14 protein-coding genes and 3 pseudogenes are annotated in these 14,568 nt (G+C 69.7%); 9 read left to right on the plus strand and 8 right to left on the minus strand.

Annotated elements, in window-relative coordinates:
* Nucleotides 1-67: 67 nt before the first annotated feature.
* A pseudogene (locus tag A5695_RS29450) lies at nucleotides 68-160 on the plus strand (hypothetical protein); the annotation flags it as partial.
* A gap of 35 nt (nucleotides 161-195) precedes the next feature.
* On the opposite strand, the pseudogene A5695_RS06965 reads toward A5695_RS29450, so the two are convergent.
* Nucleotides 196-858 (minus strand): annotated as a pseudogene (locus A5695_RS06965) (adenylate cyclase regulatory domain-containing protein); the annotation flags it as partial.
* 41 nt (nucleotides 859-899) lie between these two features.
* Here A5695_RS06965 and gcvT point away from each other — a divergent pair.
* Entirely contained in the window at nucleotides 900-1,997 is a 1,098-nt protein-coding gene (gene gcvT / locus A5695_RS06970) for a glycine cleavage system aminomethyltransferase GcvT (protein ID WP_068079419.1), read from the plus strand.
* Nucleotides 1,998-2,051: 54 nt separating this feature from the next.
* Entirely contained in the window at nucleotides 2,052-3,158 is a 1,107-nt protein-coding gene (locus A5695_RS06975; RefSeq protein ID WP_068079421.1) for a branched-chain amino acid aminotransferase, read from the plus strand.
* Between the two features lie 18 nt (nucleotides 3,159-3,176).
* On the opposite strand, the gene A5695_RS06980 is transcribed toward A5695_RS06975, so the two are convergent.
* The 4 genes from A5695_RS06980 to A5695_RS06995 are packed head-to-tail and all read right to left on the minus strand — an operon-like array spanning nucleotide 3,177 to nucleotide 6,219.
* On the minus strand, nucleotides 3,177-3,935 hold the full coding sequence (locus tag A5695_RS06980; RefSeq protein WP_068079423.1) for an adenosylcobinamide-GDP ribazoletransferase: 759 nt from the start codon (nucleotides 3,933-3,935) through the stop codon (nucleotides 3,177-3,179).
* Nucleotides 3,932-4,987: a nicotinate-nucleotide--dimethylbenzimidazole phosphoribosyltransferase gene (gene cobT, locus A5695_RS06985; protein ID WP_156749498.1), complete on the minus strand. Its 1,056-nt coding sequence runs from the start codon at nucleotides 4,985-4,987 to the stop codon at nucleotides 3,932-3,934. Before cobT ends, A5695_RS06980 begins: the two co-directional genes overlap by 4 nt.
* A complete protein-coding gene (locus A5695_RS06990; protein WP_068079426.1) occupies nucleotides 4,984-5,520 on the minus strand; it encodes a bifunctional adenosylcobinamide kinase/adenosylcobinamide-phosphate guanylyltransferase in 537 nt (178 codons plus the stop codon). The genes cobT and A5695_RS06990 overlap by 4 nt, the downstream gene beginning before the upstream one ends.
* Nucleotides 5,521-5,535: 15 nt before the next feature.
* Nucleotides 5,536-6,219, minus strand: coding sequence for a DUF3043 domain-containing protein (locus A5695_RS06995; protein WP_068079427.1), 684 nt, complete (start codon nucleotides 6,217-6,219; stop codon nucleotides 5,536-5,538).
* A gap of 191 nt (nucleotides 6,220-6,410) precedes the next feature.
* Between A5695_RS06995 and A5695_RS07000 the strand changes: the two genes are divergently transcribed.
* Both A5695_RS07000 and A5695_RS07005 read left to right on the plus strand, forming a co-directional pair.
* Nucleotides 6,411-7,487: a glycerate kinase gene (locus A5695_RS07000; protein WP_068079431.1), complete on the plus strand. Its 1,077-nt coding sequence runs from the start codon at nucleotides 6,411-6,413 to the stop codon at nucleotides 7,485-7,487.
* Nucleotides 7,488-7,550: 63 nt separating this feature from the next.
* Entirely contained in the window at nucleotides 7,551-7,907 is a 357-nt protein-coding gene (locus A5695_RS07005) for an iron-sulfur cluster assembly accessory protein (protein ID WP_067281389.1), read from the plus strand.
* Nucleotides 7,908-7,922: 15 nt separating this feature from the next.
* On the opposite strand, the gene A5695_RS07010 is transcribed toward A5695_RS07005, so the two are convergent.
* The gene (locus tag A5695_RS07010; protein WP_068079428.1) at nucleotides 7,923-8,567 is read right to left on the minus strand and encodes a hypothetical protein; all 645 of its coding nucleotides are present in this window, start codon (nucleotides 8,565-8,567) and stop codon (nucleotides 7,923-7,925) included.
* A gap of 184 nt (nucleotides 8,568-8,751) precedes the next feature.
* Between A5695_RS07010 and A5695_RS07015 the strand changes: the two genes are divergently transcribed.
* On the plus strand, nucleotides 8,752-9,726 hold the full coding sequence (locus A5695_RS07015) for a carbohydrate kinase family protein (protein WP_068079429.1): 975 nt from the start codon (nucleotides 8,752-8,754) through the stop codon (nucleotides 9,724-9,726).
* 146 nt (nucleotides 9,727-9,872) lie between these two features.
* Here the strand turns inward: A5695_RS07015 and asnB are convergent, their stop codons facing one another.
* On the minus strand, nucleotides 9,873-11,822 hold the full coding sequence (gene asnB, locus A5695_RS07020) for an asparagine synthase (glutamine-hydrolyzing) (RefSeq protein WP_068079433.1): 1,950 nt from the start codon (nucleotides 11,820-11,822) through the stop codon (nucleotides 9,873-9,875).
* 132 nt (nucleotides 11,823-11,954) lie between these two features.
* Between asnB and A5695_RS07025 the strand changes: the two genes are divergently transcribed.
* The 3 genes from A5695_RS07025 to A5695_RS07035 all read left to right on the plus strand — a co-directional run bounded on the left by A5695_RS07025 (nucleotide 11,955) and on the right by A5695_RS07035 (nucleotide 14,269).
* The gene (locus tag A5695_RS07025; RefSeq protein ID WP_082945889.1) at nucleotides 11,955-13,064 is read left to right on the plus strand and encodes a cytochrome c oxidase subunit II; all 1,110 of its coding nucleotides are present in this window, start codon (nucleotides 11,955-11,957) and stop codon (nucleotides 13,062-13,064) included.
* 13 nt (nucleotides 13,065-13,077) lie between these two features.
* Nucleotides 13,078-13,497: a cytochrome c oxidase subunit 4 gene (locus A5695_RS07030; RefSeq protein ID WP_067758493.1), complete on the plus strand. Its 420-nt coding sequence runs from the start codon at nucleotides 13,078-13,080 to the stop codon at nucleotides 13,495-13,497.
* A gap of 229 nt (nucleotides 13,498-13,726) precedes the next feature.
* Nucleotides 13,727-14,269 (plus strand): hypothetical protein, encoded by a 543-nt coding sequence (locus tag A5695_RS07035; RefSeq protein ID WP_369830163.1) that lies wholly within the window; start codon nucleotides 13,727-13,729, stop codon nucleotides 14,267-14,269.
* Here the strand turns inward: A5695_RS07035 and A5695_RS27320 are convergent.
* Nucleotides 14,205-14,507 (minus strand): annotated as a pseudogene (locus A5695_RS27320) (MmpS family transport accessory protein); the annotation flags it as partial. The gene A5695_RS07035 and the pseudogene A5695_RS27320 sit on opposite strands and share 65 nt — an antisense overlap.
* Between the last annotated feature and the right edge of the window lie 61 nt (nucleotides 14,508-14,568).

The following is a 14,568-nucleotide window of genomic DNA, read 5'->3' on the forward strand; positions in this document are numbered from 1 at the left end:
CGTGCTGCGCGACACCTCGGCAAGCGTGGTGTGTGGCATCGGTTTTGCGGATCTGTCGGGCTTCACCGTGCTCACCCGCGCGCTCACCCCCGCCCAACTGTCGCACATGCTCAACGAGTTCGCCGGCACGGTCGCGGACGTGGTGCATCGCGATGGCGGCCGGGTGGTGAAGTTCATCGGCGACGAGGTGATGTGGGTGAGCACGGTGAAGCCCGACAGATCCGCAAAACCGATGCCACACACCACGCTTGCCGAGGTGTCGCGCAGCACGCCCTCGAAGTGCGTACGGGCGCCGGTCAGATGGTGCCGGTGGACGACGTCGATCAGCGCCGAAATCCGGGGGACGAACTCCGCGACCGCGCGGTACGCCTGCGCCGTGGCGAGTTCGTCGTTGGTGTAGGTCATCTGGATGTCCGGCGTCCCGGCCCGGATCGCCGTCGACTCGGCCTCCGCGAGCCGGGCCATCGCCGCGCCGAGCACCCGCAGCAATCCGAACGCGCCGTCCTCACCCACCACCGTCTTCAGGCCGACCCAGGTCGCCAGCGCGTCGACGTCGGCCTGGCTCAGCACCGGGACGTCGGGGCCGGCGACGGTCAGGCCGAGCAGACCCCATGCGTGGGTGACCTCCTCGGGCGACAAGCCGAGTTGTTCGCCCGCGGTTGCGATCGTGTGGACCGGGCGCCCTGACCATTGCAGGACGTCACCGGCGAGGCCGAACAGCCGCCCACGCTGTTCGGCTTCCACCATCTCGTCGACCGTGAAGCCGAGTTCGTCGAGGTACTTGATCAGGTCGGCCCGCTCGCGAGCGTTGGCGATTCCGGCGGCCTCGAGCGCCGCGAAGTCCGGGGAATCGACCACCCACCCAAGTGTGCCAGCCCCCGCGATTAGGGTGAACCGTCGTGACCGATGACCTACAGCATGGCCCGTTGGAAGACCGCCACCGCGAGTTGGGGGCCAGTTTCGCCGAGTTCAGCGGCTGGCTCATGCCCGTGTCGTACGCCGGCACCGTCAGCGAGCACAACGCCACCCGAAACGCGGTCGGTCTGTTTGACGTCAGCCACCTCGGCAAGGCGTTGATCCGCGGGCGGGGCGCCGCCGAATTCGTCAACTCGACGCTCACCAACGACCTGAGCCGCATCGGCCCGGGCAAGGCCCAATACACCTTGTGCTGCAATGAATCCGGCGGGGTCATCGACGACTTGATCGCCTACTACGTCGACGACGACGAGATCTTCCTGGTGCCCAACGCCGCCAACACAGCCGCAGTGGTCGACGCGCTGCAGGCGGCGGCCCCAGCGGGCCTCACCATCACCAACGAGCATCGCTCCTACGCGGTGCTGGCGGTGCAAGGCCCCCGATCGGCGGACGTGCTCGGCGGGCTGGGCCTGCCGACCGGCATGGACTACATGGGCTACGCCGACGCCTCCTATCAGGGGGTCCCGGTCCGGGTGTGCCGCACCGGATACACCGGTGAGCACGGCTACGAACTGCTGCCGCCGTGGGGATCCGCGGGGGTGGTGTTCGACGCGCTGGCCGCGGCGGTCGGCGCCGCCGGCGGCGAGCCAGCGGGTTTGGGCGCTCGTGACACGCTGCGCACCGAGATGGGTTACCCGCTGCACGGGCACGAACTCGCGCTGGACATTTCACCGCTGCAGGCGCGATGCGGCTGGGCGATCGGCTGGAAGAAGGACGCGTTCTTCGGCCGGGACGCGCTGCTGGCGGAGAAGGCGGCCGGGCCGCGACGGCTGCTGCGCGGCCTGCGGATGGTCGGACGCGGTGTGCTGCGGCCCGGTCTGACGGTGCTCGCCGGTGAGACGCAGGTCGGGGTCACCACGTCGGGAACGTTCTCCCCGACGCTGCAGGCCGGCATCGGGCTGGCGCTCATCGACACCGGCGCCGGAGTCGAGGACGGCCAGCGGGTCACGGTCGACATTCGCGGGCGGGCCGCGGAGTGCGAAGTCGTGCGGCCGCCCTTCGTCGACGCGAGAACCCGTTAGTGCCGCCGGTTCCGGTGAAATGCCCGGTCGCAGGCGGATATACAATCAGGCCCCATGAGCAGCGGCTCCCTTGAGTTCACGGTTTCACGTTCGGCCAATCCCGCGACCGAGGCCGAACGTGGATCCATCCTGGCCGAGCCCGGTTTCGGCAAGTACTTCACCGACCACATGGTGTCGATCGACTACGACGACGAGCGGGGTTGGCGCCACGCGCGCGTGATCCCGTACGGCCCGATCGAGCTGGATCCCTCGGCGATCGTGCTGCACTACGCGCAGGAGATCTTCGAAGGGCTCAAGGCGTACCGCTGGGCCGACGACTCGATCGTGTCGTTTCGCGCCGAGGCCAACGCCGCGCGGTTGCGGACCTCGGCGCGGCGCCTTGCGATGCCCGAGCTGCCCGAGGAACTTTTCATGGCCTCGCTGTGCCAGCTGATCGCCGTCGACAAGCCCTGGGTGCCCGCGGCCGGCGGGGAAGACGCGTTGTATCTGCGTCCGTTCATCATCGCCACCGAGCCGGGATTGGGTGTGCGGCCGTCCAAGCGGTACCGCTACCTGCTGATCGCGTCACCGGCGGGCGCGTACTTCAAGGGCGGCATCAACCCCGTCACCGTGTGGGTGTCGACGGATTACGTCCGGGCCAGCCCGGGCGGCACCGGCGCGGCCAAGTTCGGCGGGAACTACGCCGCCTCCCTGCTGGCGCAGGCCGAGGCCGCCGCCCACCAGTGTGACCAGGTGGTCTGGCTGGACGCCGTCGAACGGCGCTTCGTCGAGGAGATGGGCGGCATGAACATCTTCTTCGTGTTCGGCAGCGGCGGGTCGGCGCGGTTGGTCACCCCGGAGCTGTCCGGTTCGCTGCTGCCGGGTATCACCCGGGATTCGCTGCTGCAGTTGGCAATTGACGCGGGATTCTCCGTCGAGGAACGCAAGATCGACATCGACGAATGGCAGAAGAAGGCCGCCGCCGGCGAGATCACCGAGGTGTTCGCGTGCGGTACCGCCGCCGTCATCACCCCGGTCTCGCACGTGAAGTACGGCGACGCCGACTTCACCGTCGCCGACGGCCAGCCCGGTGAGGTGACGATGGCGCTGCGCGACACCCTGACCGGGATCCAGCGCGGCACGTTCGCCGACACCCACGGCTGGATGGCGCGGCTGGGTTAGGCCCGCACGCCCGAGCGCCTAGAACCGCACCAGCCCGGCGAGCGCCACGGCGCTCACCGTCGTGGTCAGCTCGATGGCGGCGCCCAGCACGTCGCCGGTGATGCCGCCGAACCGGCGCACGCAGTGCCGCACCAGCACCGCGCCGCAGCCCAGGCCCGCCAGCACCGCCGCCGGGCCCTGCCACGGCCGCGGCCCCGCCGCCAGCGCGGCGGCCAGCAGCGCCGCGACCCAGGCCGCCGCGACGATCACCGGCTGGCTGCCCGCGACGCGCGCGCCCAGCGCGCTGCCCTCAGCGGCCGGCACCGACCGGCGGCTGGCCAGCACCGCGGCCACCCGCCCGGCGACGACGGCGACGGCGATGCCGGTCAGCCCCGGCCTGCCCACCGCCCCGAGCGCCGCGAAGGCCAGCCCCTGCAGCGCGATCGTCACGACGACGGCCGCCGCGCCGAACGGGCCGGTCGATCCGTCGCGCATCACCGCCAGGGCGCGCTCGGGCGGCCCGTAGCAGCCCAGACCGTCGGCGGTGTCGGCGACACCGTCGATGTGTAGGCCGCGGGTCGCCAGCAGCAGCGCCGCGACCGCGAGCAATCCGGACAGCGCGGAAGACGGCCCGAACACCTGCGCCCCGCCCCACGTCACGGCGGCGGCGGTCGCCCCCAGGACGGCGCCCACCACGGGCAGCGCGGTCATGGCGCCGCGACCCACCGTGGCGTCGCGCGATACCGGCACGGGCAGGACCGTGCCGAACGCCAACGCCGTTGCCAGCGAACGCATCACAGCGGGGGAGCGCCCCGGTCGGACACGCCGGCCTGGGTGAACGTGGCCATCGACGACAGCGTGGCGACTGCGGCGCGCAGCACCGGCAACGCCAGCGCGGCGCCGCTGCCCTCGCCCAGCCGCATCCGCAGGTCCAGGATCGGTTCCAGGCCGAGTTCGGTCAGTGCCAGCGTATGACCGGGCTCGGTGGACCGGTGACCGGCCTGCCACCACAGCCGGGCGTTGGGGGCCAGCCGCTCGGCGACCAGCGCGGCGGCCGTCACCGCCATCCCGTCGAGCAGCAGCGGGGTGCGCCGCACCGCGGCCTGCGCGCAAAAGCCCGCCGTCGCGGCCAGGTCGGCGCCGCCGGCGCAACGCAGCAACGCCACCGGGTCGGGCAGCACGCGCGAGGCCCGGAACAGGGCGTCGCGCACGGCGGCCATCTTGCGCGCCCAGCCGGCGTCGTCGATCCCGGTGCCGAAGCCCACCACCGCGACCGGCTCGGCGTTCGTCAGCGCCGCCACCAGCACCGCCGCCGGGGTGGTGTTTCCGATGCCCATGTCGCCGGCGATCAGCAGGTCGGCCCCGGCGTCGACCTCCTCGTCGGCGATGGCCCGGCCCGCGGCGATCGCGGCGGCGGTTTCGTCGTCGGACAGCGCGTCCTCAACGGCGATGTCGCCGCTGCCCCGCCGCACCTTGTGGGCGCCGATCCGGTCCGTCGGCGCATCACCGGCCACCGCGAGGTCCGCGATGCGAACGGTCGCGCCGGCGAGGTCGGCCAGCACGTTGATGGCCGCCCCGCCGGCCTCGAAGTTGGCGACCATCTGCGCGGTCACCTCCGGCAGGTAGGCCGACACCCCGGACCGCGCGACCCCGTGGTCACCGGCGAATACCACTACCCGGGCGCGCTCGAATTGCGTTGGCGGGCACCGCCCTTGGCATGACGCCACCCACGCCGACAGGTCTTCGAGGCGGCCCAGCGCGCCCCGCGGCTTGGTCAGGGTGTCCTGGCGGGCGCGGGCGGCCGCGGCGACGCCCGCGTCGGGCGGCGACACCGGGGCGAACTCCATCACGTCCCCGACGGCTTGATCGGCACGGCCTGCCCGGCCACCACCAGCACGACCCGGTCGCAGAGCTCGGCGACGCGCTGGTTGAGGCTGCCCAATTCGTCGGCGAACCGGCGCCCGGACGCGGTGGCCGGCACCACGGTCAGTCCCACCTCGGGGCTGACCAGCACCAGCGTGGAGGTGAAGTCGCCCACGGCGGCGAGCAGGGCTTCGATGGGCGCGACGACCGACCCGCCGTCCCACCCGTGGTGGCGGTCCAGCGCGCCGGTCAGCCAGGAACCCAGGTCGTCGACGAGGGTCGGGATGTCCGGCGCCGCGCGCAATTGGCTTGCGATGTCGTCGGTTTCGACCGTCGACCAATGACCGGGCCGGCGGCCGCGGTGCTCGGCGACCCGGTCCGCCCAGCCCGCATCGCCGTTCCCGGCCGGACCCGGGGCCAGATAACAAACCGGCTGGCCGGCCGGCAGCGTCCCAGCGATGGCGTCCTCGGCCCACCGGGATTTGCCCGATCGGATCCCGCCCAGCACCAGCGTGCGCACCGCGCTCAGGCGGGCCTACTTGACATCGGCGCCGCGCTTGACCTGGGGCCGCGGCGTCCGCAGCCGGCGCATCTGCGATGCCCGGCTGGCGGCGTAAAGGCCGAGCTTCCAACGGCTTTCGGTGTTGTCGGGGAACTTCGCGTCCACCAGCTTGCTCACCCTGCGGCCCAGCAGCAGCCCGTCGACCAGCATCACGGCCATCAGCAGCAGCATCGCCGGGGAAACGTAGAGCTGCAGCTGCGGGGTGGTGAACAGGGCGAACATCAAGAACAGCGTCGCAGGCATGAACAGCCCCAGCAGGTTGCGCCGGGCGTCCACCACGTCGCGCGCGTAGCGCCGCACCGGGCCCTGGTCGCGCGGCAACAGGTACGCCTCGTCGCCGGCCATCATGCGCGCCCGGCGATCGGCCATCCTGGCGCGGCTGGCGGCCCGGTCGGCCCTGCGCTCGTCGCGGCTGAGCTTGGGACCGGCCAACGACTTGCGGCGGGCCCGCGCCTCGGACGCGGTCATTGGTGCGGGCGCGACCGGACCCTTGCGCGCGGTGCGCCGCGCCTCGTTGCGTTTCGGCGTCGGCCGGCCCTTGGGGCCCGTCCCCCGCGCGCCCCGAGACGTCGTCTCGGGGGCGCCGGCGGCATCGAGCGCCGGCGCGCCCTCGTCAAGGTCTTCGTCCTGGCCCTTCTTGCGGCCCATCAACTTCACAGAGGCCAGGTTACTTCGCGGATGGGCCGCCCCGGAATCGGCTTGGAATGCCTTGCTATTAGACCTGCGTCAGCGCCTGTATTGGCCCTACTCTTACCAGTGATGAACGGCTGCCTGTGATGGATGACGGCACCATGGCCTCGGATGATGCTGCTTTGGGCCTCGCTCCCGGCCGTCTGCAGCTGCCGGCCATGCTCGTCCTGGTCGCCCCCGATTGCTATGGCGACAGCATGACGGCCGTGGAGGCCGCGGCGGCCATCGCCACCGGGTGGACCCGATGCCGGCCGGGTGATCGGTTCATCGTCGCCCCGCAGTCCGACGGCGGCCCGGGGTTCGTCGAGGTGCTCGCCAGCCGGCTGGGCAAGGCCCGACGGCTGAGAGTCTCAGGGCCGCTGTCGACCATGGTCGAGGCCGCGTGGGTGTTCGATCCCGCGACGACGACCGCCTACCTGGAATGCGCGCAGGCCTGCGGCCTGGCCCTGCTCGGCGGTCCGCCCACCCCGGAGACCGCGATGGCGGCCCACAGCAGGGGAGTGGGGCAGCTGATCGCCGAGGCGCTGCGGGCCGGGGCGACGCGGATCGTGGTCGGGCTGGGCGGCAGCGCCTGCACCGACGGCGGGCAGGGCATGATCGCCGAGCTCGGCGGCCTGGACTCCGCCCGCCGCCAGCTGGCCAACGTGGAGCTCATCGCCGCCTCCGACACCGAATACCCCCTGCTCGGGCCGTGGGGGGCGGCCAGGGTCTTCGGCCCGCAGAAGGGGGCGGACACGGTCACCGTCGCCGCGCTGGAGGTTCGCCTGCAGGCGTGGGCGCTGATCCTGGAGGCGGTCGCCGGCCGCGACGTGAGTTCCGAACCGGGCGCGGCCGCGGCTGGCGGCATCGGCGCCGGGTTGCTGGCATTGGGCGGCCGGTGCGAGTCGGGCGCGGCGATCATCGCCCATCACACCCGCCTGGCCGATGACCTGGACATGGCGGAGCTGATCGTCACCGGGGAAGGCCGGTTCGACGAGCAGTCGCTGCACGGCAAGGTGGTGGGCTATCTCGCGGACGCGGCCCGGCCGCGGGGTGTGCCGGTGATTGTGCTGGCCGGCCAGGTGGGCCTGGACAACGCCACGGTGCGCTCGGCGGGCATCATGGCCGCTCTGTCCATCGCCGAGCACGCTGGTTCTGCGCGGTTGGCGCAGGCCGACGCGGCCAATCAGCTCATGGGGCTGGCATCCGTGGTGGCGGCGCGACTCGGGAATAGCGGTCCTGCAAGGTACCGTTGAGGGAGTGGACTTTCTCGGGCCCAGCCTGAAGACCTAGCCAACGAGAGGCATGTAGGAGAAGCAATGACGGTGCAAAACGAGTCGAACGCCAAGACGCACGGCGTGATCCTGACCGAGGCCGCCGCCACCAAGGCAAAGTCCCTGCTCGACCAGGAGGGGCGGGACGACCTGGCGCTGCGGATCGCGGTCCAGCCCGGCGGATGCGCGGGCCTGCGCTACAACCTCTTCTTCGACGACCGGACGCTGGACGGCGACCTGACCGCGGACTTCGGCGGCGTGACGTTGACGGTGGACCGGATGAGCGCGCCGTACGTGGAGGGCGCGTCCATCGACTTCGTCGACACCATCGAGAAGCAGGGCTTTACGATCGACAACCCGAACGCCACCGGCTCCTGCGCCTGCGGCGACTCGTTCAACTGACCGGGTGAGCCCCGCTCAGTACGAGCCGCCGGTGCGCAGCACGTACGAGCACACCATGATCTGGCCGCGCTGAAACAGCAGCTGGGCTATGCCCTGCAAATCACCGCGCATCGGGCCCCCGACCGCGGGCGACGCCTTCATGGTGAACAGCGCCTGGGCCTGGTACTGCGACAGGTAGACGATCTTGTCGATCGAGGTGACCTCGACCTCGGAGAACTGCTTACGGAACGCGTCGCTGCTCAACTTGGCCAGCGCCTGGTCGGACCGTTTGTCGCGGACGCCGTCGTACATGCCGCACAACGTGTTGCGTTCGATCTCCTCGACGTCGCGGTGATCCAGCGCGTCCAGGTACCCCTGGATCGCCGTCTTGGCGGCGCCCTCGGAGAACGTGGCGCCCGTGTTGGCCCCATTGGTGCGCACGCCATAGACGATCGCCACGGTCAGGGCGGCCGCCAGCGCCACGGCCAACAGGATGCCGATGATCAGCCGCCGCTTGGACCGCCGCTGCGGGTAGGGCGTCAGCGGCGGTGGCTGCCCGGCATAATTGACGGGAGCCGCGCCGCCGGCGCGGGGGTCGTCGGGAAACTCGAGGGGCTGAGACTCCGCTGGTTCGGGTCCGCTGCCGCCGACAGTGTGGTTCGGCGAATGCGGACCTGCCATCGTGGTCTCCTACGGTGGTAGAGGGGCCTTCGTGCGGTACACCCCGACCGCGCATCGTGTCCCGGCGACTTGAGCGAGTTCCCTAGGGAGGCTAGCGCACCGCTTCGCGCCGACCGTGCACACAGCGACGGTCCAGGCGCGTGCGTAAGCTAGATAACCTTACTAACGAAGGGCGGAGACATTCGTGACGATCGCGGTGACAGGTTCGATTGCGACCGACAATTTGATGCGGTTTCCGGGCAAGTTTTCCGAACACCTGCTGGCTGAACATCTGCAGAAGGTATCGCTCAGTTTTCTGGTCGACGATCTGGTGATCCACCGCGGCGGGGTGGCGGGCAACATCGCCTACGCCATCGGGGTGCTCGGCGGTGACGTGGCGCTGGTCGGCGCGGCCGGCGACGACTTCGACGACTACCGGCAGTGGCTGCAGGCGCACAACGTCAACTGCGACAACGTGCTCATCTCCAAGACGGCGCACACCGCGCGCTTCACCTGCACCACCGACGAGGACATGGCCCAGATCGCGTCGTTCTACCCCGGAGCGATGTCGGAGGCCCGCAACATCAAGCTCGCCGACGTGGTGTCGTCCATCGGTGAGCCCGACCTGGTGATAGTCGGGGCCAACGACCCGGACGCGATGGTGGTGCACACCGAGGAGTGCCGCAAGCTGGGCCTGGCGTTCGCCGCCGACCCGTCCCAGCAGCTGCCACGCCTGTCCGGCGAGGAGATCGACAAGCTCGTCGACGGCGCCGCCTACCTGTTCACCAATGACTACGAGTGGGAGCTGCTGCTCAACAAGACCGGCTGGTCGGAAGCCGACGTGCGGGGCAAGGTCGGCCTGCGGGTGACCACGCTGGGACCCAAGGGCGTCGACATCGTCGAGCCCGACGGCACGACGACCCACGTCGACGTGGTTCCCGAGACCAGCCAGACCGACCCCACCGGCGTCGGCGACGCGTTCCGCGCGGGCTTCCTCACCGCGCGCAGCGCGGGCCTCAGCCTGGAGCGCTCCGCGCAGCTGGGCTCGCTGGTCGCGGTGCTGGTGTTGGAATCCACCGGAACGCAGAACTGGGACTGGAACCGCGAGACCGCGGTGAGCCGGTTGGCGGGCGCCTACGGCGACGACGCGGCCAGCGAGATCGCCACGGTGCTCGCCTGAGCCTGGCCACGCGGATCGAGTGTGCGCTCTTGGCTTCGCGCGTGCGCTGAGGGCGCCAAATTCGAGAAATCTCCGCCCAGGGCGCACGCTCGAAGCCCTCATTGCACCCTAGGCGTAAAGCCGACGGCCTCAGCGCTGGCGGGGATTTAGAGCTGGACCGGATACACCGGCTCGCTGATCTGCGGCACCACGCTGTGCTCGACGAAGATCGCGTGCCAGAGCATGAAGATCAGCAGGGTCCACAGTCGGCGGCTGTGATCGCTGGCGCCGTTGCGGTGCTCGTCGAGCATCCGCCGGACGGCGGCCAGGTCGACGAGGTGACCGGCCTGCGATGACGCCACCAACCCGTGGGCCCAGTCCAGCAACTCGCCGGCACGCAGCCAATGCCGGATCGGCACCGGGAATCCGAGCTTGGGCCGGTGCAGCACGTGCGCGGGAACGATGGGCTCCAGCGCCCGCCGCAGTGCGTACTTGGTGGTGGTGCGGGTGATTTTGGCCTCGACCGGCAAGCGCGAGGCCACGGCGAACACCTCGGGATCCAGGAACGGCACCCGCAGCTCCAGTGAGTTGGCCATCGTCATCTTGTCCGCCTTGACCAGGATGTCGCCGCGCAGCCAGGTGAACAGGTCGATGTGCTGCATGCGGGCCACCGGGTCCCAGCCCTTCGACTGCGCGTACACCGCGGCGGTGACGTCGGTGTGGGTCCATTCCTCGCGGAACCCGGGCAGCACGTCGCGCAGCTGGGTGTCGGAGAAGCTGCGGGCGTTGCCGTAGTAGCGCTCTTCGAGCGTCAGCGAGCCGCGATGCAACAGGCTCTTGCCCCGCATCCCCTCCGGCAGCGGTTTGGACACCTTGCCCATCGACCGTCGCAGCGGTCGCGGCAGATAGTCGAAAGGCTTGAGCGACAACGGTTCCCGGTAAATCGTATAGCCGCCGAACAGCTCGTCGGCCCCCTCCCCGGACAGCACCACCTTGACGTGCTTGCGGGCCTCGCGGGCGACGAAGAACAGCGGCACCAGCGCGGGATCGGCCACCGGCTCGTCCAGGTACCAAACGATCTCGGGTAGGGCCGCGACGAACTCGTCCGGGCGGACCACTTTGGCGATGTGCCGGGCGCCGATCGCCTCGGCGGAGGCCACCGCGACGTCGATCTCGGAGAAGCCCTCCCGCTCGAAGCCGGTGGTGAAGGTGATCAGCTGGGGGTTGTGCCGGATGGCCAGCGCCGCGATGGCGGTGGAGTCGATGCCGCCGGACAGAAACGCGCCGACGGTGACGTCGGCGCGCATGTGCTTGGCCACCGAGTCCTCGAGCACCGCGGTGATCTCGTCGTAGCGTGCCTGCTCGGTGCCGCGGGTGATCGGCGTGGCGGCGAACCTCGGCACGAAGTAGCGGGTGACCTCCGGCGGTAGGCCGGGCCGGATGCGGGCGTAGCAGCCCGACTCGAGCCGTCGCACCCCGCGATGCAGCGTCTCGGGCTCGGGCACGTACTGCAGCACGGTGTAGTGCTGTACCGCCCGCTCGTCGATGCCGGTGTCGAATCCGCCGAGCTCGGCGAGGTCCAGCAGGCACTTCTTCTCGCTTGCCACCGCGGTGCCGCCGGCGCCGGTCGCCATGAAGAGCGGCTTGATGCCGAAGGGGTCACGGCCGCAGAACAATTCGCGGGTGTGGGTGTCCCACAGGGCGAAGGCGAACATGCCGCGCAGCCGGGTGAGCACGTCGGCGCCCCAGTAGTGGTAGCCGGCGACGATGGCCTCCGCATCACCGTCGGTGGCGAAGACGGCGCCGTGCGCGGTGGCCAGCTCGTCGCGCAGCTCCAGGTAGTTGTAGATCTCGCCGTTAAACACCAGCACGTAGCGGTCGGGCGCCTCCGCCGGCCCCCACCGCAGCGGCTGGTGCGAATGCGCGATGTCGATGATCGACAGCCGGTTGAAGCCGAACACGACAGACCCGTCGGCACCCGGATCGGTCCACGTGCCCGGCTCGTCGGGGCCGCGGTGGCGCATCAAATGCGACGCGCGCGCGACCGCATCGTCGGCCCGGGCGGCAGAAACACTGGCACCGTCCGGGGCAGCGACGAACGCCAGCAGACCACACACGGCGCCCAAGTATGCCGCACTCGGACGGCGCTTGTGAGGTGGCGCAGCCGTCACCGGCCGGGGTTTCGTCGCTCCGGTCAGCGGCGTGGTCTACGCTGCGTAGTATTCGATATCCGAGCAGGAGGCGCCAACGTGACACCTCGCGAGCAGGTCCGTTCGCAACGTTTGTCGCAGGGCAGGTTTGACAGCCTTTCTGGCCGCCGTTCCGGGGGCATCCGGCGGGGTCGGTCTCGTCGTCTGCGGCCGCTGGCGCTGGCCGCGATTTTCGGCGTGTTGGCGGTCACCCTGAGCGGATGCAGCTGGTCGGACGTGCTGGCCCTGGGCTGGCCCAAAGGCATCACCCCGCAGGCCCACCTCAACCGCGAGCTGTGGATCGGGGCGACGATCGCCTCGCTGGTCGTCGGAGTCATCGTGTGGGGCCTGATCTTCTGGGCGTCGGCCTTTCACCGCAAAAAGGCCACCGACACCGAGCTGCCGCGCCAGTTCGGCTACAACATGCCGCTGGAGCTGGTGCTCACGGTCACGCCGTTTCTGATCATCTCGGTGCTGTTCTACTTCACGGTCGTGGTGCAGGAGAAGATGCTGCACGTCGACAAGGACGCGGAGGTGGTGGTCGACGTCACCGCCTTCCAGTGGAACTGGAAGTTCGGCTACCAGCGCGTCGACTTCAAGGACGGGACGCTGACCTACGACGGTGTCGATCAGGCGCGCAAGAACGCGATGGTCTCCAAGCCCGAGGGTAAAGACGCTCACGGCGAGGAGCTCGTCGGGCCGGTCCGCGGGCTCAACACCTCCGACCGCACCTACCTGAACTTCGACAAGGTCGAGGTCCTGGGTACCAGCGACGAGATCCCGGTACTGGTGTTGCCCACCGGCAAGCGCATCCAATTCCGGCTGGCCTCGGCCGACGTCATCCACACGTTCTGGGTGCCCGAGTTCCTGTTCAAGCGCGACGTGATCCCCAACGCCGAGGCGAACAACTCGGTGAACGTCTTCCAGGTCGACGACATCAGCAAGCCCGGGGCTTTCGTCGGGCACTGCGCCGAATTCTGTGGCACGTATCACTCGATGATGAACTTCGAGGTTCGGGTGGTGCCGCCCAACGACTTCAAGGCTTACCTGCAGCAGCGGATCGACGGCAAGAGCAACGCGCAGGCATTGCAGGCGATTGGTCAGGCGCCGCTCGCGGTGACCACCCACCCGTTCGACACCAAGCGCGGTCAGTTGGCCGGAAGCCAGTAGGTTAGGACACCAAATGCATATTGAAGCCAGGCTTTTCGAATTCGTCGCCGGGTTTTTCATTTTGGTGGCGGTGCTTTATGGGGTGCTGACGGCGCTTTTCGCCACTGGTGGCGAGGAGTGGGCCGGCACGACCGCGCTGGCGTTGACCGGCGGTCTGGCGTTGATCGTGGCCACCTTCTTCCGGTTCGTGGCCCGCCGCATCGACACCCGGCCCGAGGACTACGAAGGTGCCGAGATCAGTGACGGAGCAGGTGAATTGGGCTTCTTCAGCCCGCACAGCTGGTGGCCCATCCTGATCGCGTTGTCGGCCTCGGTTTCCGCGGTCGGTATCGCGTTGTGGCTGCCGTGGCTGATCGCCGCGGGCGTGATGTTCGTCCTCGCGTCGGTCGCGGGATTGGTCTTCGAGTACTACGTCGGTCCCGAGAAGCATTGATCCATATCCGCAAAGGTCACAATCAGATCACGTGATCTGTGGCCGCTTCGCCAAGACTTCTTTGCCCCTCTGCGTTCGGTAGTGTTTTGCCCAGGCAATTGACAATTTCTCAAGCGCGCGCGCAACGGTATGGCCGCGGGGCCCCGCGCGCTGGTGAGGCAGTCGGACAGGGCAGGCAGAGATGAGTGGGCCGAAACCCCCGGAATGGGAACCTGAGGAACCCGATTCGGTGAACGAGGCTCCCCACCAACCGGATTCCGGCGCAGAGGCCGCGCACGACCACGACGCCGCGGACGGTGACGAACTCGAACCGTTCGACGACGGCGCCGAGCCGGAAGCCGACGAAACGGGCCAGACCGACGCCTATTCGCGGGCCTATTCGGCCCCGGAGTCCGAGCACTTCATCAGCGGCCCATACCTGCCGGCCGACCTCGGGCTCTACGACTACGACACCTTCGACGAGTCCGCCGAGGTCGAGGACGAACACGCCGCCCCACGTTGGCCGTGGGTCGTGGGGATTGCCGCGATCGTGGCCGCCATCGCGCTCGTGGTGTCGGTGTCGCTGCTGTTCGCGCGCACCGATACCACCAAGCTGGCCAACCCCAACACGACCACCACCACCGTGCCGTCGACGCCCCCGCTGCAAGACGAGATCACGACCACCAAGCCGCCGCCGCCACGGCGGTACGCCGAATACCTGCTGACCATCAGCAACTCGTCTGCGGTGCGTCGTTGCTGTTCGCCGACAGGACCGTTCCGTCGCTCGTCGTGATCGAGCAGTTGAGCCGGCTGACCCGGAACAGGCTGGACGCCTCGACGGAGCCGACGTCGGACTGCGAGATCGGGGTGACGGTCATCGACCACGGGATGTACACGTTGTGCTGCGTGCGCCGCCGGCCGGACGCGTCGACGTAGGTCACCGAGATGATGTCCCCGGGCGCCTTGGTGCCGGTGACGGAGTAGGTCACCTGCCGGGGGCCGGCCGGGGTGGTCGGCGGCGGCGCGGCAGCGTGCGGTCATCGACGGGCGCGGCTCTGGTCGCGGCGTAGACGGCGACGTATCCGATGGCCG

This window comes from Mycobacterium sp. E1747 (assembly GCF_001667775.1).
Classification (GTDB): Bacteria; Actinomycetota; Actinomycetes; order Mycobacteriales; family Mycobacteriaceae; genus Mycobacterium.